The sequence below is a fragment of the Rahnella aquatilis CIP 78.65 = ATCC 33071 genome (assembly GCF_000241955.1).
GTDB lineage: Bacteria > Pseudomonadota > Gammaproteobacteria > Enterobacterales > Enterobacteriaceae > Rahnella > Rahnella aquatilis.
Genome location: NC_016835.1, coordinates 1 through 19,884 on the forward strand (window position 1 = coordinate 1; position 19,884 = coordinate 19,884).

The 19,884-nt window shown below is 46.8% G+C and carries 17 protein-coding genes; all 17 read left to right on the plus strand.

From position 1 onward, the window contains the following. Positions 1-87: 87 nt before the first annotated feature. The 17 genes from tssH (at position 88) to RAHAQ2_RS22080 (ending at position 19,884) form a co-directional block, all read left to right on the plus strand. Complete coding sequence (tssH, locus tag RAHAQ2_RS21995) at positions 88-2,739, plus strand: type VI secretion system ATPase TssH (protein WP_037040961.1); 2,652 nt, start codon at positions 88-90, stop codon at positions 2,737-2,739. Then, positions 2,739-5,126: a type VI secretion system Vgr family protein gene (locus RAHAQ2_RS22000; protein ID WP_014341591.1), complete on the plus strand. Its 2,388-nt coding sequence runs from the start codon at positions 2,739-2,741 to the stop codon at positions 5,124-5,126. The genes tssH and RAHAQ2_RS22000 overlap by 1 nt, the downstream gene beginning before the upstream one ends. A gap of 16 nt (positions 5,127-5,142) precedes the next feature. Beyond that, positions 5,143-7,794, plus strand: a complete 2,652-nt coding sequence (locus RAHAQ2_RS26050) for a hypothetical protein (protein ID WP_014341592.1) — start codon at positions 5,143-5,145, stop codon at positions 7,792-7,794. Between the two features lies 1 nt (position 7,795). Next, entirely contained in the window at positions 7,796-8,731 is a 936-nt protein-coding gene (locus RAHAQ2_RS22015; RefSeq protein WP_014341593.1) for a hypothetical protein, read from the plus strand. Positions 8,732-8,948: 217 nt separating this feature from the next. Next, positions 8,949-9,200, plus strand: a complete 252-nt coding sequence (locus RAHAQ2_RS25265) for a DUF2345 domain-containing protein (RefSeq protein WP_086935304.1) — start codon at positions 8,949-8,951, stop codon at positions 9,198-9,200. Between the two features lie 114 nt (positions 9,201-9,314). Beyond that, positions 9,315-9,830 carry a YqhG/Tai3 family protein gene (locus RAHAQ2_RS22020; protein WP_014341594.1) on the plus strand — a complete coding sequence of 172 codons (516 nt, stop codon included), beginning with the start codon at positions 9,315-9,317 and terminating at the stop codon, positions 9,828-9,830. 16 nt (positions 9,831-9,846) lie between these two features. Then, positions 9,847-11,844, plus strand: coding sequence for a hypothetical protein (locus tag RAHAQ2_RS25870; protein ID WP_014341595.1), 1,998 nt, complete (start codon positions 9,847-9,849; stop codon positions 11,842-11,844). Further along, positions 11,831-12,148 (plus strand): hypothetical protein, encoded by a 318-nt coding sequence (locus RAHAQ2_RS22030; RefSeq protein ID WP_049796159.1) that lies wholly within the window; start codon positions 11,831-11,833, stop codon positions 12,146-12,148. The genes RAHAQ2_RS25870 and RAHAQ2_RS22030 overlap by 14 nt, the downstream gene beginning before the upstream one ends. Beyond that, on the plus strand, positions 12,145-12,621 hold the full coding sequence (locus RAHAQ2_RS22035; RefSeq protein WP_014341596.1) for a hypothetical protein: 477 nt from the start codon (positions 12,145-12,147) through the stop codon (positions 12,619-12,621). The genes RAHAQ2_RS22030 and RAHAQ2_RS22035 overlap by 4 nt, the downstream gene beginning before the upstream one ends. A 190-nt stretch (positions 12,622-12,811) precedes the next feature. Further along, the gene (locus tag RAHAQ2_RS22040) at positions 12,812-13,252 is read left to right on the plus strand and encodes a hypothetical protein (RefSeq protein WP_014341597.1); all 441 of its coding nucleotides are present in this window, start codon (positions 12,812-12,814) and stop codon (positions 13,250-13,252) included. A gap of 20 nt (positions 13,253-13,272) precedes the next feature. After that, a complete protein-coding gene (locus tag RAHAQ2_RS22045) occupies positions 13,273-15,705 on the plus strand; it encodes a glycoside hydrolase family 19 protein (RefSeq protein ID WP_014341598.1) in 2,433 nt (810 codons plus the stop codon). Beyond that, on the plus strand, positions 15,702-16,244 hold the full coding sequence (locus tag RAHAQ2_RS22055; protein WP_014341599.1) for a hypothetical protein: 543 nt from the start codon (positions 15,702-15,704) through the stop codon (positions 16,242-16,244). The genes RAHAQ2_RS22045 and RAHAQ2_RS22055 overlap by 4 nt, the downstream gene beginning before the upstream one ends. Before the next feature lie 183 nt (positions 16,245-16,427). After that, entirely contained in the window at positions 16,428-18,251 is a 1,824-nt protein-coding gene (locus tag RAHAQ2_RS26055) for a lysozyme family protein (protein WP_014341600.1), read from the plus strand. After that, positions 18,251-18,622, plus strand: a complete 372-nt coding sequence (locus RAHAQ2_RS22065) for a lysozyme inhibitor LprI family protein (protein ID WP_014341601.1) — start codon at positions 18,251-18,253, stop codon at positions 18,620-18,622. The genes RAHAQ2_RS26055 and RAHAQ2_RS22065 overlap by 1 nt, the downstream gene beginning before the upstream one ends. A gap of 145 nt (positions 18,623-18,767) precedes the next feature. Then, complete coding sequence (locus tag RAHAQ2_RS26060) at positions 18,768-19,331, plus strand: hypothetical protein (protein ID WP_037041198.1); 564 nt, start codon at positions 18,768-18,770, stop codon at positions 19,329-19,331. Next, a complete protein-coding gene (locus RAHAQ2_RS22075; protein WP_014341602.1) occupies positions 19,315-19,557 on the plus strand; it encodes a hypothetical protein in 243 nt (80 codons plus the stop codon). The genes RAHAQ2_RS26060 and RAHAQ2_RS22075 overlap by 17 nt, the downstream gene beginning before the upstream one ends. A gap of 63 nt (positions 19,558-19,620) precedes the next feature. Beyond that, positions 19,621-19,884 (plus strand): PAAR domain-containing protein, encoded by a 264-nt coding sequence (locus RAHAQ2_RS22080; RefSeq protein WP_014341603.1) that lies wholly within the window; start codon positions 19,621-19,623, stop codon positions 19,882-19,884.

Here is a 19,884-nt window from a genome sequence, read left to right on the forward strand (position 1 = left end):
ACAGAAACGGACATCGACCTTATGGGCCTGGGTTTCCTGCAACGGAAATGGCTAAGGGCGGTAGCGTACCCAAAAAAGGAACTCAGCATGGAACATCAGTCAGCCGTATTACTTCGCCGCTTAAACCCGTATTGCGCCAAAGCACTGGAAGCCGCCGCAACGCTCTGCCAGACCCGCGCTCACAGTGAAATTACCGTCGAGCACTGGCTGCTCAAATTGCTGGAACTGGGCGAAGGTGACATTACCGTACTGGCCCGCCGCTACGAGTGGGATATGGACACCTTATGGCAAAGCCTGCTGGCGCACCTCGACGCCCTGCCTCGTTCCGTGCATTCCCGCCCGCAACTTTCTCAGGATCTACAGGCACTGATGAAAGCGGGCTGGCTCGCAGCGTCACTTCAGGATGACAATCAGAACATCCGCAGCGTCAATCTGCTGGAAGCACTGATAGAGCAGCCGCGCCTGCTGCATTGCGAAGGATTATGGCCGCTGTTCAGCCTGAGCGAAGAGCATATCCGACGCCTTAAACCGGTGCTGGATACATTGTCCGAAGAACGTCCGGAGCTGCAACAACAGGAAAGCCTCAAGCGGATGTCATCGTCGCTCTCCGATAATACTGCCATTTCTAAACATGATGCAGGTATGGGCGGCCAGTCATTAAGCGAAGCGCTGCAGGCCGCACTGGATAAATTTACGCTGGATGTCACCGCAAAAGCCAAAGCCGGGCAGATTGATCCGGTATTTGGCCGCGACAATGAAATCCGTCAGATGGTCGATATTCTCTCCCGCCGCCGTAAAAACAACCCGATTCTGGTCGGCGAACCGGGCGTGGGGAAAACCGCACTGGTCGAAGGCCTGGCATTACGCATTGCGGAAGGCAACGTGCCGGACAGCCTCAAAACCGTTAGTTTGCGCACGCTGGATTTGGGTCTGTTGCAGGCCGGTGCCGGTGTGAAAGGTGAGTTTGAGCAGCGTCTGAAAAATATTATCGATGCCGTGCAACAGTCGCCAACGCCGGTTCTGCTGTTTATAGATGAAGCCCATACCATTATCGGTGCCGGTAATCAGGCCGGTGGTGCAGATGCCGCTAACCTGCTAAAACCGGCCCTTGCCCGTGGCGAGCTGCGCACTATCGCTGCCACCACCTGGTCTGAGTACAAACAGTATTTTGAGCGCGACGCTGCCCTTGAGCGCCGCTTCCAAATCGTCAAAGTCGATGAGCCGGATGACGAGATGGCCTGCCTGATGCTGCGCGGCCTGAAATCCCGTTACGCTCAACATCATGGCGTCCATATTACTGACGAAGCGGTAAAAGCCGCCGTCAGCCTTTCCCGCCGTTATATCACAGGTCGCCAGTTACCCGACAAAGCGGTCGATCTGCTTGATACTGCGTCTGCGCGCGTGCGCATGAGCCTTGATACTCTGCCTGAAGATCTGATACGTCTGAAAGCGCAAATCACCGCGCTGGAAATGGAAGAACAAGCACTGCTGGAAGATATCGTGCTGGGCAATAAAACGCACGGCGACCGTCTGGAACAGATTGAACAACAGGCTGACAACTTATGCGAACAGCTTACTGCGCTGAACACTCAGTACCATGCGGAAAAAAACCTGACACAACAATTGCTGGAGACCCGTCAGGACATCAGCCGTCAGGAAGAAATCGCCAGCCTGCAAGAACAACTGAGTGATTTGCAGGGCAATACGCCGCTGCTGTCCCTGGACGTTGATGTGCGTACCGTCGCGAACGTGATCGCTGACTGGACCGGCGTGCCGCTCACCAGCCTGCTGAAAGATGAGCAGACTGATTTACTGCAACTGGAAGATCACCTGAACAAACGCGTCGTCGGGCAGGATCATGTGCTGACCGATATGGCACAGCGTCTGCGCGCCGCTAAAACCGGCCTGACATCCGAGAATGGTCCGTTGGGTGTGTTTCTGCTGGTCGGTCCGAGTGGCGTGGGTAAAACCGAGACCGCACTTTCCCTTGCTGACTGTCTGTTCGGCGGCGAGAAATCCCTCATAACCATCAACCTCAGCGAGTATCAGGAAGCGCATACCGTTTCCCAGCTGAAAGGTTCACCTCCCGGTTATGTCGGTTACGGTCAGGGCGGCATTCTCACCGAAGCCGTGCGTAAACGCCCCTACAGCGTCGTGCTGCTCGATGAAGTGGAAAAGGCGCACCGCGACGTCATTAACCTGTTTTATCAGGTATTCGACCGTGGTTTTATGCGCGACGGTGAAGGACGTGAAATCGACTTCCGCAATACCGTGATCCTGATGACCGCCAATCTCGGCAGCGACCACCTGATGCAACTGCTGGATGAACGGCCGGAAGCCACTGACAGCGATTTACAGGAACTTCTGCGCCCGATCCTGCGCGATCATTTCCAGCCCGCCCTGCTCGCCCGTTTTCAGACGCTGATTTATCGTCCGCTGAACGCCGTCGCACTGCGCACTATCGTTGAGATGAAACTGGCACAAGTCGCGAAACGTCTGAACAAGCACTATGGCCTGACCTGCTCCATCGAAGAAAGTCTGTACAACACGCTGGTCACCGCCTGCCTGCTACCTGACACCGGCGCGCGCAACATCGACAGCCTGCTAAATCAGCAGATCCTGCCGGTGCTGAGCCAGCAATTGCTGCAACGCAAGGCCGGACAACAGTGCACAACGGCACTGGCACTGGGCTGGGATGAAGAGGAAGGGATCACACTGGAATTTGACGGAGAAGAGTAATGAGTACATCCGATGTTATCAACAGATTGCTCAATCAGTCCCGCTACCGTCTGGACGTTTCGCAAAGCCCGGCCTTTCTCGACGTGTTGCGCTTCGAAGGGGAAGAGCAACTTAGCAAACCCTTTGAATACATTATTCATGTCACCAGCACGGCCACTGATTTAACCGCTGAACAGCTGGTTCTCAAACCGGCTACCTTTACCATGCAGGCTCCTGTGTTTGATATTGCAGGCGTTGCGGAACCGGTCCGCGCTGTACATGGTGTTATTCAACATTTCTCCCGTATCTCTACGTCAGCGGATCAGACGATTTACCGGCTGGTTTTGGTGCCGCGCGTGGCCTTACTGGACCACACTGCAAAGTGCGCACTTTATTTAAATCAGTCAGTACAGGAAGTGGTTGAAAAGGTTCTTCGTGCGCACGGTCTGGAAGGCCCGGACTTCGAATTCCAGCTTTCCAGGTCATACCCGGCACGTGAGCTCATCACCCAATGGCGGGAAACAGATTTAGCTTTCATCCAGCGTTTACTGGCGGAAGTCGGGATCTACTGGCATCTCGAGATGGACACCCGCCTTGAGCATGACGTCATCATATTTGCTGACAGCCAGCAACAATATAAATTTGGAATCCGTTTACCCTTACGCAATCAGGCGGGCATGAGCGACAGCGGTACCGAAAGCGTCTGGGGGCTGAGTACGAAGCATCAGGTCGTCACGCAACAGGTTTCTACCCGTGATTACAACTACCGGGAAGCGTTGAGTCCGATGGACACCACTGCCAGTGCGGCAGGAAGTGATGAAACCACTATTGGCGAGGTTTACCAGTACGCGGAGCCTTTTCTGCAATCCGGATCAGAAGACGGGGTAGAAACCGGTGCATTTTATGCCCGCCTGCGTCATGAACGCATTCTGAATGCTCAGAAGAGCGTCACCGGTCACAGCAGTTGCCCGCATCTGGCACCGGGTCAGGTGCTGGAAGTCGATGGCACACTTCCTGCTGTGTTAAATGAAGGCATCCTGCTGACGGGGATAAAAACCTACGGTTCGCGCAAGAGTCGTTTTACCGCGCATCTGACCGGTCAGCCTTACAGTGAAACCGTCTGCTTCCGCCCTGCTCTGCCGCAGCGCCCGGTTATCGCCGGTACCCTTCCTGCCCGGGTAGAAAGCACCACCAAAGGCGATATCTATTCCTGGCTGGATAATCAGGGCAGATACCGCGTGAAACTCGATTTTGACCGCGACGAACAGGAACAGGGCTACGCCTATCTCTGGCTGCGGATGGCAAAACCTTATGCCGGTGATACCTACGGCTGGCACGCGCCTTTAATCGATGGCACTGAAGTCGCTATCGCTTTCGATTCCGGCGACTGTGACCGGCCTTATATCGCGTATGCCCTGCATGATTCAGCACACAGTGACCACGTCACCGACGATAACCATACGCGCAACGTTCTGCGCACTCCGTCTTTCAACAAGCTGCGGATGGAAGACAAACGCTCAGAGGAACACATCAAGCTTGCCACCGAGTTTGGCAAAACGCAGCTGAACATGGGGCATCTGGTGGATGCGGGACGCGCACAACGCGGTGCCGGCTTTGAAATCAGAACAGATGAACACGGCGTGATGCGTGCGGGAAAAGGAATATTTGTCAGTGCAGAAGAACAACTGAAGGCACAGGGAAAAGTGCTGGATATGGATCCGGCCCTCGGTCAAATCCATCAGGCCAACAATGAGATGCAGGCTCTGAGTGACGCCGCCACACAGGCTACCGCGCTGGCATCAGATATTCAAAAGCAGCTCAGCTTTGTCGATAACCGTCTGACGCAGTTGCAGTCCGCCGCCATTTTAGCCAGCGCCCCGATGGGTGTGGCTCTTACCAGCGGTGAACATTTACAGCTGGCAGCCAGACAGAACCTGATGGTGAACGCCGGTAACAATGCCGACGTCGGCGTCATGAAAAACCTGTTCATCGGTGCGGGAGAAGCGATGAGCATGTTTGTGCATAAACAGGATGCCACGCTGATTGCCAATCAGGGACAGGTCACTATCCAGGCGCAAAACAACGTCATGTCCCTGACTGCCAGACAAACCCTGACCATCACCAGCTCGGACGATGAAATCATCATCACTACCCCGAAAAAAATGACCCTCAACGGCGGCGGCTCTTACCTGACGCTGGAGGCCAGCAAAATCGAGCACGGGTCTTCCGGGGATATGACAATTAAGTGCACGAACTACCTGGTGCCGATGGTGGGGGCAGTATTGGGTTATCACGTACCCAGCTTTAGTAAGGTGAACTTGTCTCTGAACTCCCCGAACGATCAGAGCAAGCCGGATGAGCAGAATGAGCAGGACAGCCAGAATACCGGTAATCCTGCCTCTGAATAACAAGGAGCTGTTAACCATGGCTGAAACAACGTCGCCCGTCATCCCTAAAATTAGTTTTCCGGTTCCTGCCGGTGCCACCGGTACTGAGTTTTCCACCGCCGCCGACCTGCTGCAGAGACTGGACAGAGAGGCTTCCGGCCTGTATCTGGTCGGGGGTAAAGGCATGTGGCACGGCGGTATTCATATCACCGATACCACCGCGCCCTGGTGTGCACTGACGGGCAATGCTCCACCAGAGCTGACTTACGCACCTACTCCCCATAAAGGGGAGCAACACCTGCGCTGTATGGCCGACGGTGATATCGTCGCGTTCCGCGTATGCAAGGAGTACCCGACCATCCCCTGGGAAAAAGGGACGCTTTATCTCTCCGGCTCTTTTGTCCTGGTGCGCCATTATGTTCAGCCAGGCACCACAGCAGCCAGCGGTCTGACGTTTTATACGCTGTATATGCATCTTGCCCCCTTCTCTGCCTATGCGTCGCAGACCGGCCCGCGGCAGCGAACCACCAAAGGCGGCGTTAAGTTTTATCTCACAAAAGAAGATGTTGCCTCAAATAAGGTGGCCGGAAAATTTTCCGCCGGAAACGTCGTCACACTGTGTGATGAAACAATGGTCAGGCGCAGTGATAACCATCAGTTCAGCCAGGTCAAAATGCAGGATGGCAGGCTGGTATGGACCGTTTCCGACGGCGGTTTTCTGAAAATGGCCGACAGCACCGGAGCAAGCCCCCCGCCCTGGTGGAGCCAGTGCTCACCGGCTTATCCCGTGACACCTTCAACGGCGGCGGTATACAAAAACAAAACGGCCCTGAATTACTACCGCTGCAGTGAAGATGTGACGTTCGAAACCGTTGTCAGCGGACAGAACAAAAAATGGGGAAAACCGGCCGGTAAGCTGCTTCCTGTCAACACGCCCATGACCATGGAAACCGATAATGCCGCACAGACAATAACCCGCCCCGATAAGCGGGTATTTAAACTGATGACCATGACCGCTGACGTCGCAGGCACGCCGCTCAAACGCGGTGAGCGCGTCTGGGTCGTCGCCGACGGCGGGAACCTCGAGGCCGTTGCCGCGCAGTCGGGCTCATCACCAAAATTTGACGAGGTGATAACTGACCAGACAATTCCGGTTCAGGCCGGTGCGGCGCTCGGTCACCTAGGGTTCTTTCAGATACCCACCGAGACCGGCTTCCGCTCGCGCTATATGGTGCACATTGAATGTCTGACGAGCGACAGCAAAGTGGCCAGTTTTCTCACCAATCCGGAAGCCGCCGGTCGCGAGAGTCCTGCCTTCCTGAAATATCCGGCAGACGCGAAGCTTTTCAGTAAAGATGCAAAAGGTGCTATGGCAGAAAGCACGCGCAAAACAAAAGCACCGGGAATACTGACATTGTCTAACGTACCGGCAGTGTCTGCAGACGGAATACCCACACATTATCAGATACGCCCGGAGGGTGGTTTTCTGGCCGCAGCTTCCGTCGAAGTGCTGTCACAATTTGACCTCGGCAAGCTCGGTTTTTCTATCATCAAAGACGACCCCGAAAGTTTTCAGTTGCTCGACGCCGAGAACCAGCCGCAGAACGTGGTAAAAGGGATTTTTGAAAAACTCAAAGCCGCGGCAGAGGATGACCCGGTGTTCAGCAACGTGCTGGCCAGCCACAAATACAAACAGCTGCTCGATGTTATCGACCAGAACCATGACGGGTATTACTCCGTCGACGAATACCGCAATGCCGTGCATAACCCGGCCTATCGCGACCGGCTTTATCAGCTGATAGTGCAGCACCCCAGCGAATGGTATTACGAGAAAACGGACGGTAAGTGGACTAAATATCTGGAAAAATTAGAACCCGATGCCTCGAAGTGGAAGAAATACACCGAGGCCTTTCTGGATAAGATGATCTGGATGAAGAAAGTCGCGGGCATGGGCCCAGCACCCTGGCATATGCATCCAGTGATGTTTATGGGGAATTTAGTTGGTAAGCAAGAGTTAATTCGAGTCGATGAATTTATGGCGGGATATGAAAAGTTACATTCCTCATTCGCCCCTAATACTCCCCCATTAAAATCAGTCTCTAAAGAAAATCTGAGGAAAATAGTAAACCGATTAAATTCCTTTTATGCTGAACAAATTGAGTATAAACCTAACTTATATAAGCTGGCATACATGCTAGCCACAACCAGGCATGAAACATATCACTTTACAGATCAGGAGTACTTTAGCGAGCAACCAGAGGTGGGCAATGAAGCATATTTTAACAAGTATGACCCTATAAGAGCAGATACACAAATCAGAAAGGATGCAGCGAAGGCAAATGAGAATACAGTAGAAGGAGATGGATTTAAATATCGAGGTCGTGGCTGTGTACACTTAACATGGAAGATAAATTACCGAAAAGCGATGGTTAAATACGGAGTTAATTTCGTTGCAACTCCGGATCTTGCAGGAGATTTTAACTATGCTGTCCCAATAATGATCTGGGGCATGGAAAATGGTGTATTTACAGGAAGAAAACTTTCAAGTTACATTAATGAAACCACTATTGATTACCTGAATGCTAGGAAAATAATCAATGGAAATGATCAAAAATCACTAATAGCTTCATACGCCGAAAAATTTCAACTTATCTTAGAAGAAACATCTTCTGCCCCACAAGGATTTTAGTATGCTCAAAATAATCCTCAGTTCAATTCTTCTTATGGTTTTTCAATTTTCCTATGCTGCGAATTCTCCTGTCTCCTATGGTTATGATAAAGATCATAAACAAATTTATGCAAAAATCGGCAGCGATAAAAAAACACTGTACTTTGAAGAAAACTATACTGGTAACCCGATAGTTATGTTTAGCTTCTTCAATGGCAATCCGTCAATCGTTCTCTCCGGTCGTTCGGTAAATGATTATACAGCATATGCAACGCTGAATTACATTAACGATACATTTAGCATCGATTGCATTTATATTGACATGAAGAGTAAAGAAAATGGAATTTCATCGAAAAACGGCATTTGTGGATTGGATAAAAAAATCACTGATGAGTATCAAGATGTTATTGAGGGTTTCGTTGAAGACAAAGGAAATCGCATAAATAATATAGAAACCTCTTATGTTATAAATGGAGGAACAAAAAAACTACCAATTTTAATTTTTAGGAATAATGATAATTTTTTATATCAACTCTATAAAAATAAAAATGATTTCCTAAATGATAAATATTCGATATTATCGATTTCAAATAAAACAACATGTCAATCTTATGAAGGAACTGTTTGGGTTGTTGAGAACTTTTCAAATAAAGGTTTGCCACAGGTTTTAAACGAAATCACAAAGAATGGAGTTGTGTTTTTAGAGGATGCCATTACAAATTCGCATAGACCTTCTGAAGAAGGTAGTTGCCAATCATTCCAGATGTTTAGCGTTAAATCTGAAAAGTCATTTTTTTATAACGAGAATAATGAAATTAAAAAATCATATTTGGTGCATGGGGACTTTGTTAACTTACTGAATATGAGTGAAGGAGAAAAATGGTGTGAAATAAGTTATCTTAATAAGGCTAATAAAAAAGTTAATGGTAGGGTTTTGTGTGCAACATTAAAACTTTAACTTCACAACATTAATTCCCCACCCATACATGGCGGAATTTTCCCCACCCATTCATTCAGTGGATTGTGAGATAATGTCCCACGAGATAGACTTTAAGTGAAGAGATGGCTTGCATGATAGAAACTAAATTTATTATATGTGTTTCCATATCACTCTTGCCAATAATGAGTTACGGGGGATTTAATAAACCTGAGAGCAATGAACTACAAGACAAACCCTGTCCATCACCAGCTCGGATGATGAAATTATCATTACCACTCCGAAAAAACTGACCCTCAACGGCGGCGGCTCTTATCTGACGCTGGAGGCCAGCAAAATCGAGCACGGGTCTTCCGGGGATATGACAATTAAGTGCACGAACCACCTGGTGCCGATGGTGGGAGCTTCAAAACCAAGCGATACACCTAAATTTCCTATTGTCACGATGGAAAACTTGACTGAAGAGGATGGGAAGGATTTTTCTGGATAAGGCTAAGCTGCTCGAGAGATGTCAGTGTTTGACTTGCTGTGTAAAAAGAATGGGTAAAAGCATGTTGACTCGAAGTAACATGAAAATAAGTTGAACATACTTCGTGAGGTATAAATGAAAAACAAAACCATTTGGAAATCATTCTTATATTTATCAATGCTAATCCTATTACCATTCGGCGTTAATGCATCTGCTAATATAAAAGAAGATCCCGTAAAAATAACACAATCATTTTATACACAATATATGCAGTTGTATTTCAAAATTGTCCCACCTGAAGCCCCTGCATTTAAAAAATTAATGCAGAATAATATTACGCCAAGCTTTTTGAAAAAAATAAAAAGTGCAAAAATTTGCCAGGAAGGAAAAGACCCCGTTTGCACAATCGAAGAGGTTAGGCCAAAAGATGGGTATGTTTATATTATAAGGGCTCAAGATGCCTACGATGACTGGACACATGTCATTGTAGAACCGATAAAAATCAGTTCAGGCTTATCGGTTGTAAAGGTTTCACTAGGAGGACTCCATGAAAAGGCCCATGTCCTGACGGTCTCGCTTAAAAAAATCAATACGCACTGGAAAATAGACTCTGTATCCGATCTTAGTCCTGCTAAATATCGCTTTCAATAACTGAGTAATATCTACTATGTTGAATGTAGAATCAGCACTAGCCCATCTAAATAGTAATGCATCCGAAAAAAGTCATGGTAACTGTGCCAAATTTGTGAGGCTTGCAATTAAGGCTGGGGGAGTTAATATTATTTCTCCACCACTTCGTCCAAACTATGACTATCCTGCAGCGGCAGATTATGGTGCCTCATTGTTGGCTAAAGGATTCACCATCGTATTTACCCATAATACTGGCGGGTCAGAACTGACAGATACAACCACCATACCTGGCCAGCAAGCTGGCGATGTTGTCGTAGTTCAAGATATTCCGGGTCATCGGTATGGTCATATGGCCATGTTTAATGGAACTCAATGGGTCTCTGATTTTAGACAACCAATGGGGTTCTACCCGGCAAGGGCTTATAGTTCATTAAAATCCGCGTTCAAGATGTATCGCTATGGAGAGACGGAAAAAAATACGCCCTCTGACCAAAGCAGCGCTGACAACAAAGACCTCCACATCTGCTACCCCATTACGAAAAACCCAAAGGGCAATGAATTCGGCAACGCTGAAGAGATCCTTGCGCATCTCGGCGGAGAACCCGCAGGGTTTTATCTGGTAGGACGCAACGGTATGTGGCACGGCGGCATTCACATCAGTTCTGTCACCACCCCATGGAGCGCATTAAGTGGTAAAGGTACTTCTGAGTCTGTCGATTTTCCTGTTCCCTACAAAGGTGAGCAGCCTCTGCGCTGTATGGCAGATGGCGAAGTCGTTGCTTATCGGGTATGTAAAGATTATCTCGAGGCTCCCTGGACTTCTGGAATACTAAGTTACTCAGGTTCATTCGTCCTGATACGACATTATCTGCAACCCGGGGATGACAAAAAAAGCAGCCTTACCTTTTATACTCTTTATATGCATCTTGCTCCCTGGTCAGCTTATCAGGCTGGTAAAGGCGAGAAAACATGGAAAGTAAACGAAAGAAAAGGCCTGTCTGCTTACGAGGATGCCGGCCGGACTGTACGTAAAGGTACACTTCCTAATGGGACAAAAGTGCGCTGGGATGAGACGGATGAAGGATTTAAGACTCAGACAGACAAAGGACGAATATATGGCAATGTTACCCTTGAGGAGGATGTGATCGTCAAGGCGCGAGGAAATACCCCTGAGAAAAAACTGTTTAGTCAGGGCGATCAAGTATGGGTAGTTGCTGACAGAACTAATCTGAAAACAACGGAACCCGTCGTCATTCCTCCAGCCTGGTGGGCGCACTTCCAGCCACAAATCGAAGAGAAACTCGAATTTGAACAGGTCACATGCCCTGTCCCATTCCGCATAAACGCAAAAGATCCCGTCGGACATCTTGGCTATTACCAGAACCCGGTTGCAATGGGCTACGTACCGCGTTATCAGTCGCATATTGAATGTTTTAGCATAGATGAAAATCTCCCCACGTTCCTGACTAACCCGGAAAAGCTTGAACAAGAGGATCGTCCGTTATTTTTGAAATATACACCGGGTCTGCCGCGATATAATAAAAACTTGACTACTGGTAAGTTTGTCAAGGAGGCTGAGGCGACCCGTTCTACAGGTATTGCCACCTTAAAGAAAGTGAAGTCAGTAAATGAGAAAGCTGCAGATGATAAATCAGCGGAAACGTATTTTCAGATCTATCCCGAAACTGCGTGGTTGGCAAAAAAAGATGTTAAGTTGTTATCGCGGTATGATCTTGCTGAACTTGGTTTTACGCTCACAGATGATTCGCCGGGCAATTTTGATAAGCTCGATGGCAAAACACCTCCTGAAACACTGATCAGGAAAATACTGGATATCTTACATAACGCGGCGAAACAAGAAACTCGGGTCGATTACGCACTGATACCCCAAAATTATCAGCGTCTGATTGACATGATTGGCACAAACCCAGACGGCCATTACTCACCTGATGAATACCGGCAGGCAATCCATAATCCAGTTCTAAGGGATACACTATTTAGAATTATTGCAAAGCACCCCAGTGAATGGTTATAACTTTAGAGGGAGAGGGTTAATTCAAGTTACCGGTTATGAGAAATACCATGGGTTTATGGGAGAGTATAATAAATATTGGAAAGGTGATATTCCTGATACTGTTTCGGAACCAGAAAAAATAAATGAAATGCCTTATGCAATTCGTAGCGCATTATGGTTTTGGTTGCACTATGAAGTATATTTATTTGATCATGGTGAAGGTTACAGTGATGTAGTTGGTGTTACTAAAAGAGTAAATGGTGGGAGTATGGGGCTAGATGAACGCCAAACGGCTTATACATTGTGCGAAAAGGTATTTTTATGAAAAAAATTAGTGTATTTTTATTTGGGGCACTATTTTCATTTATGTCCATAGATTCCATGGCGTCTGGGGGAAACTCAACTGAGATTATCTCTTGCACGTTACCTGGAGAATTATCTAGGAAGGTATCATTATCTATAGACAATAAAACCAAAGAAATAAACTACAGTTTTGAAAAAGAAGGCAAGGTAGAACTGGCCGTGTTGTTTAATGAAGAAAATAAATTGAAACGCCTTACAGATAGTAAAATGGGAGTTACATATTATGGGTTTAAACGGGGGGCGTACAGTTATATTGTTGATATAATTAATGGGGCTGAACAGGAAGAATACACAATATCATTCGATATTAAAAAAAATAACAAAGTTGTACAATCTGATGATTGCCTTCATAGCTCATTCAGGAGTGCTGACATCACAAGCAAATATATAAGCGATGTTCCATATGTCGATGATGATAATTTCGCATTCCCGTAACTTCGTCTGAATTGGGTTCATATAGTCAGTATATTAGGGCAGATTTACCTCCAGGTAAGATATGGACAACCAGCCAAATCAATGAGTGAAGCCCTTTATCTCTACGAGAATTATCTCAAAGAAGAGTTGTCTGGTTCCACCGACTTATACTTACCTAAAGGGTATATAAATGATATTATTAGGAGCGAGAATGCATAAAATTATTTTTTATTTACTCATGGCGATATCATTTAGTTCTATGGCAAGCTCTGATGTTACAGGAAGGTGGAGTCCCTCATGTGATGATGAGGAAGGAATTACATTGACGAATGGTAATAGTCCAGTATTTTTTGTTGTAAATCACAACCAAATAGTTATTTCCATGCAAACAAAAACCACTAAGGAGTCTATCGACTTTTTTTTGGTTAAGCCCGTCGATCTGGGTTCGGGTGGAATGAAGCTAAGTTGGAGTAATTTTTCAAAAAAATCAAAAATAGCCACATTGAAATTGCATGAGCAGAGTGCGAATTTTGAATGGTATGGTTTTTATGATGAAATAAAAAAAGTACATTCTTGGGTTAATGACCCAGATATTATAATAAATAATGAGATTGTTGGTGGAGGTGTTGTCTTTTATAGATGCATAAAATAATGGCAAGGCATCGACTAAAGATGGGGGTAAAAATAACTCCCAATATTAAATTCGCATTTAAATTCTGCTCAGTTTTGGAGTTTGTTTGCCCGACCATCCCCTGGGAAAAAGGGACGCTTTATCTCTCCGGCTCTTTTGTCCTGGTGCGCCATTATATTCAGCCGGGCACCACAGCAGCCAGCGGTCTGACGTTTTATACGCTGTATATGCATCTCGCCCCCTTCTCTGCCTATGCGTCGCAGACCGGCCCGCGGCAGCGAACCACCAAAGGCGGCGTTAAGTTTTATCTTACAAAAGAAGATGTTGCCTCAAATAAGGTGGCCGGAAAATTTTCCACCGGCAACGTCGTCACACTGTGTGATGAAACAATGGTCAGGCGCAGTGATAACCATCAGTTCAGCCAGGTCAAAATGCAGGATGGCAGGCTGGTATGGACCGTTTCCGACGGCGGCTTTCTGAAAATGGCCGACAGCACCAGAGCCAGCCCCCCGCCCTGGTGGAGCCAGTGCTCACCGGCTTATCCCGTGACACCTTCAACGGCGGCGGTATACAAAAACAAAACAGCCTTAAATTACTACCGCTGCAGTGAAGATGTGACGTTCGAAACCGTCGTCAGCGGACAGCACAAAAAATGGGGAAAACCGGCCGGTAAGCTGCTGCCTGTCAACACGCAGATGACCATGGAAACCGGTAATGCCGCACAGACAATAACCCGCCCCGATAAGCGGGTATTTAAACTGATGACCATGACCGCTGACGTCGCAGGCACACCGCTCAAACGCGGTGAGCGCGTCTGGGTCGTCGCCGACGGCGGGAACCTCGAGGCCGTTGCCGCGCAGTCAGGCTCATCACCAAAATTTGACGAGGTGATAACTGGCCAGACAATTCCGGTACAGGCCGGTGCGGCGCTCGGTCACCTGGGATTCTTTCAGATACCCACCGAGACCGGCTTCCGCTCGCGCTATATGGTGCACATTGAATGCCTGACGAGCGACAGCAAAGTGGCCAGTTTTCTCACCAATCCGGAAGCCGCCGGTCGCGAGAGTCCTGCCTTCCTGAAATATCCGGCAGACGCGAAACTTTTCAGTAAAGATGCAAAAGGTGCTATGGCAGAAAGCACGCGCAAAACAAAAGCACCGGGAATACTGACATTGTCTAACGTACCGGCAGTGTCTGCAGACGGAATACCCACACATTATCAGATACGCCCGGAGGGTGGTTTTCTGGCCGCAGCTTCCGTCGAAGTGCTGTCACAATTTGACCTCGGCAAGCTCGGTTTTTCTATCATCAAAGACGACCCCGAAAGTTTTCAGTTGCTGGACGCCGAGAACCAGCCGCAGAACGTGGTAAAAGGGATTTTTGAAAAACTCAAAGCCGCGGCAGAGGATGACCCGGTGTTCAGCAACGTGCTGGCCAGCCACAAATACAAACAGCTGCTCGATGTTATCGACCAGAACCATGACGGGTATTACTCCGTCGACGAATACCGCAATGCCGTGCATAACCCGGCCTATCGCGACCGGCTTTATCAGCTGATAGTGCAGCACCCCAGCGAATGGTATTACGAGAAAACGGACGGTAAGTGGACTAAATATCTGGAAAAATTAGAACCCGATGCCTCGAAGTGGAAGAAATACACCGAGGCCTTTCTGGATAAGATGATCTGGATGAAGAAAGTCGCCGGCATGGGGCCAGCACCCTGGCATATGCATCCGGTGATGTTTATGGGGAACTTGGACCGTAAGCCTACCAATTTAGTTTCCTGTTCATTCTGCCAAAGTGGTATAGAAATAAATCCAGAATTACTTATTCACTGCTTTGGAATCAGCAAAGAGAAAGCGGATCTTTATGCCCCATTGTTAACTACCGGCTTTATAAAATATGAAATCAATAACTGTTTAAGAATATCACACTTTCTAGGTCAAATTGGTATAGAGACTCAAAGACTTACAAAGTTAAAAGAAAGCTTGTACTATACAAACGGTGACAGATTATGGGGAATATACTATTCACTACTAAACGCGGGCCTGAAAAGGCGATTCCCAACCTATTCTGAAGAGCAAAGAAAACAATACACAAAAGATCACTTGGTAAGAAATGAAGATGAATTAGCACAAACGTTATTCCCAAGTAATTATGAGGGAATGGATTACCGTGGAAGAGGGTTGATACATTTAACGCATGAGGAAAACTATAATAAATACAAAATATTCAGTGAAAATGACGTCATAACAAACCCTAAAATAATAGAAACTAATTCTGCATTAGCTGTTGACTCTGCATGCTGGTACTGGTCGAAGTTCGCCAATATCAATCCCTTGGCTGATGCAGATAATCTAAGCATGGTAACATACAAAATCAATGCAGCAAGATTAGAAATGGCGGCTAGGGGTACCATTAAAGATCTTGCAATTAACTATATAAAACAGAACAATATAGGATGTAAAAAATGATTTTAAGAAAACTAGTGTTGCTGATAGCTCTTATTTCAGGAAATTGCCTAGCATGTGATAATGGCAAAATAAGTGATTATATTAATAACAACCAAGGGTTTCTTGTCCAAGCCTTAAGTTCAGATCGCATATCATCAGGCAGTACCATTTTTTTCCACTACACCTCTAAAAATGATGAGCATCCAGATATAATAGCATCCTATGCTTCCGATAGGTGCGTAGCAAGCCAAAGTATAACCTTTGACACTTACTCTTATGATGGCAGCGTGGCAAATATAGAATCTGTTTTCTGGGGGAGAGGAAAGTATAAAAAAAACTTATTCATAATTGTCAGCTGGAATTATAACGCAGATGGCGTTAGCACAGTAGGGAAATATTATAGTGTATTTGCTTATGATTACGAAAAAACAAAAATCACAAAAAATGAGAATTTAACAATTAAGTTTAAAGAAGGACATGATGGATTTGTTGATGGGAAAGTGGTTAAGTATAGATTTAAGACGGCAAGCGATGTTTTATCTTATCTGGAAAAAAATTAGACCCTTAGAATAATAAAAACATGAAGCCGGAAGTTAATTATAGCGTGGATTTAGTTGCAATATAGGATATTGTCATGAATTCTTCCTCCGCTGCTTCAATAACTTCCTTAGATATGAGACTAATTTATATTTAGAAGAAAAAATTTCAATTTATATGAGTGGCGCTCCCGCTGCAGTGAAGATGTGACGTTCGAAACCGTCGTCAGCGGACAGCACAAAAAATGGGGAAAACCGGCCGGGAAGCTGCTGCCTGTCAACACGCAGATGACCATGGAAACCGATAATGCCGCACAGACAATAACCCGCCCCGATAAGCGGGTATTTAAACTGATGACCATGACCGCTGACGTCGCAGGCACACCGCTCAAACGCGGTGAGCGCGTCTGGGTCGTCGCCGACGGCGGGAACCTCGAGGCCGTTGCCGCGCAGTCAGGCTCATCACCAAAATTTGACGAGGTGATAACTGACCAGACAATTCCGGTACAGGCCGGCGCGGCGCTCGGTCACCTGGGGTTCTTTCAGATACCCACCGAGACCGGCTTCCGCTCGCGCTATATGGTGCACATTGAATGCCTGACGACGGACAGCAAAGTGGCCAGTTTTCTCACCAATCCGGAAGCCGCCGGTCGCGAGAGTCCTGCCTTCCTGAAATATCCGGCAGACGCGAAGCTTTTCAGTAAAGATGCAAAAGGTGCTATGGCAGAAAGCACGCGCAAAACAAAAGCACCGGGAATACTGACATTGTCTAACGTACCGGCAGTGTCTGCAGACGGAATACCCACACATTATCAGATACGCCCGGAAGGCGGCTTCCTGGCCGCGGACTCTGTCGAAAAGTTGTCACAATTTGACCTCGGCAAACTGGGGTTTTCTATCATCAAAGACGACCCCGAAAGTTTTCAGTTGCTGGATGCCGAGAATCAGCCGCAGAACGTGGTGAAAGGACTTTTTGAAAAGCTCAAAGCCGCGGCAGAGGATGACCCGGTGTTCAGCAACGTGCTGGCCAGCCACAAATACAAACAGCTGCTCGATGTTATCGACCAGAACCATGACGGGTATTACTCCGTCGACGAATACCGCAATGCCGTGCATAACCCGGCCTATCGCGACCGGCTTTATCAGCTGATAGTGCAGCACCCCAGCGAATGGTATTACGAGAAAACGGATGCGAAGTGGACGAAATATCTGGAAAAATTAGAACCCGATGCCTCGAAGTGGAAGAAATACACCGAGGCCTTTCTGGATAAGATGATCTGGATGAAGAAAGTCGCCGGCATGGGGCCAGCACCCTGGCATATGCATCCGGTGATGTTTATGAATACTATCCGTGATTCTGAAAACGATGAAATGGATACTAAATGGCTAAAAGTTCCCAAAGGACAACTCACGTTTAATGTGGAGGGTAATGATATTGAAAACAGTATTTACTTCTCACGCCATCCACATGTCCCGAATAATAAAGGTGTTGTGATCGGGATCTCTGGAGTTACATTTGGTCGAGGATTGGATTTGGATCAACAGTCAAAAACTTATATCAATACACTTTTTATGGATATGGAGAGAGATGCTAAACCATTACCTCCAGCTTTACAAAAATGGCTTCTGGGCAGTGTGGGATTAAAAGGGTCAACAGCACTGACCTACTGTCTTGATATTGATAAGTTCGTGCCCAGAACTGAACAATATTTAACCAGGAAGCAGCAGCACTTTCTCTTCAATGCAGTTTATGAGAATTTGTACGATGTAACAAAACGGGTAATATCCAATGGCGCAAAAGTTGATGGTGTACAAATTTCAGCTGAATTGGGTTCATATAGTCAGAAGGTCCAGGATGTATTGGTTGATTTAACGTTCCGAGGAGATAACTCTCCGAGGACAAGGCGCTATTTCATGAAAGATCTTAAAGCTGGAGAAGATCAATTTAAAAGCAACATTTCAAACTCTCACTGGAAGTCTTCTTTTGGCGTACCAGAGCAGAGATTCAATGAACGGAAAGGATATTTATAATGAATAAGTATTTTGCATTGATGCTAGCTGTTTCTTCACTTTCAACAGTTGTGTATGCTGATTCTTCAAGTGAACAGGGTAATTATCTAAAAATTAAAAGTGAATATGCTAAAGCAGATAGTGAGCTAAATAATATTTATAGACAGCAAATTCTAGAGTATAAGAATGTAGGTGCTGAATTTTACGGACAAAGGGAGTCAAAAGATATTTACCTTAAAAAATCGCAAATTGCGTGGATTAAAATAAGAGATGCCGACTGTGATTATGAAACCTATGAGTCGAGGACTGGAACTGCGTTTTCAAGTATATATGAACAATGCTTGTTAGATAAAACCAGCGAGCGCATTAAATATCTAAATGAAAACAACTAGCAATAAAAACTTAAGATCGTCAATCAATAAAACCTTTACTGATGCACTATCTCCATCTCTATGTATATATAAGTATGAGTGTTGCTCCACCACATTTGCCGGAAAATTTACTGCCGGCAACGTCGTCACACTGTGTGATGAAACGATGGTCAGGCGCAGTGATAACCATCAGTTCAGCCAGGTCAAAATGCAGGATGGCAGGCTGGTATGGACCGTTTCCGACGGCGGCTTTCTGAAAATGGCCGACAGCACCGGAGCAAGCCCCCCGCCCTGGTGGAGCCAGTGCTCACCGGCTTATCCCGTGACACCTTCAACGGCGGCGGTATACAAAAACAAAACGGCCCTGAATTACTACCGCTGCAGTGAAGATGTGACGTTCGAAACCGTCGTCAGCGGACAGAACAAAAAATGGGGAAAACCGGCCGGGAAGCTGCTGCCTGTCAACACGCAGATGACCATGGAAACCGCTAATACCGCACAGACAATAACCCGCCCCGATAAGCGGGTATTTAAACTGATGACCATGACCGCTGACGTCGCAGGCACGCCGCTCAAACGCGGTGAGCGCGTCTGGGTCGTTGCCGACGGCGGGAACCTCGAGGCCGTTGCCGCGCAGACGGGCTCATCACCAAAATTTGACGAGGTGATAACTGGCCAGAGCAGAATGGGGATGCGGAGGCTCCGGTTGCTATATGATTTCATTTATTAATAAGCGTACCGGTCATGCGCTTCATGAATCCTTTACAGCCTATGGCGCAGAGTTAGAGGGCTCTAAACCCGTCGGTGAAGAGATACTCTATATCAATAAAGCCAGCAAACTTCTTGTGACCTATGAAATAAATGAATACTCAAGAAAACATTTTTACAACTATTATGCATTACAAAATCAAATTCTCACTCTTATTAAAAAAGTTCCCAGCGGCAAGCTGCATTAATTATTCAAATTCAGAATCTCTGAGAACAATATAAAACATTTTTATTTCTAAAAGGACTTAATCATGCTTCCTATTATCCGTATCGGCGATAAAACAACACACGGCGGTGCAGTAATGACCGGTTCCGGCACCATGAGTTTTGGTAATATTCCCGTTGCCCGTAAAGGGGATAAAGTCTCTTGCCCTATCCCATTCCATGGTCCGACCTTCATTACCGAAGGCAATCCCAATTATCTGGACAACGGTATTCCTGTCGCCTTTCACGGACATAAATGTGCCTGCGGCTGCACGCTAATTAGTTCTCTCGCAACGGCACAAGTAGGTTAA

Coding starts and splice junctions, on each gene's coding strand:
- RAHAQ2_RS22045 (WP_014341598.1), top strand. CDS start 13,273: ATGGGGGTAAAAATAACTCCCAATATTAAATTCGCATTTAAATTCTGC.
- RAHAQ2_RS22055 (WP_014341599.1), top strand. CDS start 15,702: ATGATTTTAAGAAAACTAGTGTTGCTGATAGCTCTTATTTCAGGAAAT.
- RAHAQ2_RS22065 (WP_014341601.1), top strand. CDS start 18,251: ATGAATAAGTATTTTGCATTGATGCTAGCTGTTTCTTCACTTTCAACA.
- tssH (WP_037040961.1), top strand. CDS start 88: ATGGAACATCAGTCAGCCGTATTACTTCGCCGCTTAAACCCGTATTGC.
- RAHAQ2_RS22015 (WP_014341593.1), top strand. CDS start 7,796: ATGCTCAAAATAATCCTCAGTTCAATTCTTCTTATGGTTTTTCAATTT.
- RAHAQ2_RS22075 (WP_014341602.1), top strand. CDS start 19,315: ATGATTTCATTTATTAATAAGCGTACCGGTCATGCGCTTCATGAATCC.
- RAHAQ2_RS22000 (WP_014341591.1), top strand. CDS start 2,739: ATGAGTACATCCGATGTTATCAACAGATTGCTCAATCAGTCCCGCTAC.
- RAHAQ2_RS22080 (WP_014341603.1), top strand. CDS start 19,621: ATGCTTCCTATTATCCGTATCGGCGATAAAACAACACACGGCGGTGCA.
- RAHAQ2_RS22035 (WP_014341596.1), top strand. CDS start 12,145: ATGAAAAAAATTAGTGTATTTTTATTTGGGGCACTATTTTCATTTATG.
- RAHAQ2_RS26060 (WP_037041198.1), top strand. CDS start 18,768: ATGGTCAGGCGCAGTGATAACCATCAGTTCAGCCAGGTCAAAATGCAG.
- RAHAQ2_RS22020 (WP_014341594.1), top strand. CDS start 9,315: ATGAAAAACAAAACCATTTGGAAATCATTCTTATATTTATCAATGCTA.
- RAHAQ2_RS22040 (WP_014341597.1), top strand. CDS start 12,812: ATGCATAAAATTATTTTTTATTTACTCATGGCGATATCATTTAGTTCT.
- RAHAQ2_RS25870 (WP_014341595.1), top strand. CDS start 9,847: ATGTTGAATGTAGAATCAGCACTAGCCCATCTAAATAGTAATGCATCC.
- RAHAQ2_RS26050 (WP_014341592.1), top strand. CDS start 5,143: ATGGCTGAAACAACGTCGCCCGTCATCCCTAAAATTAGTTTTCCGGTT.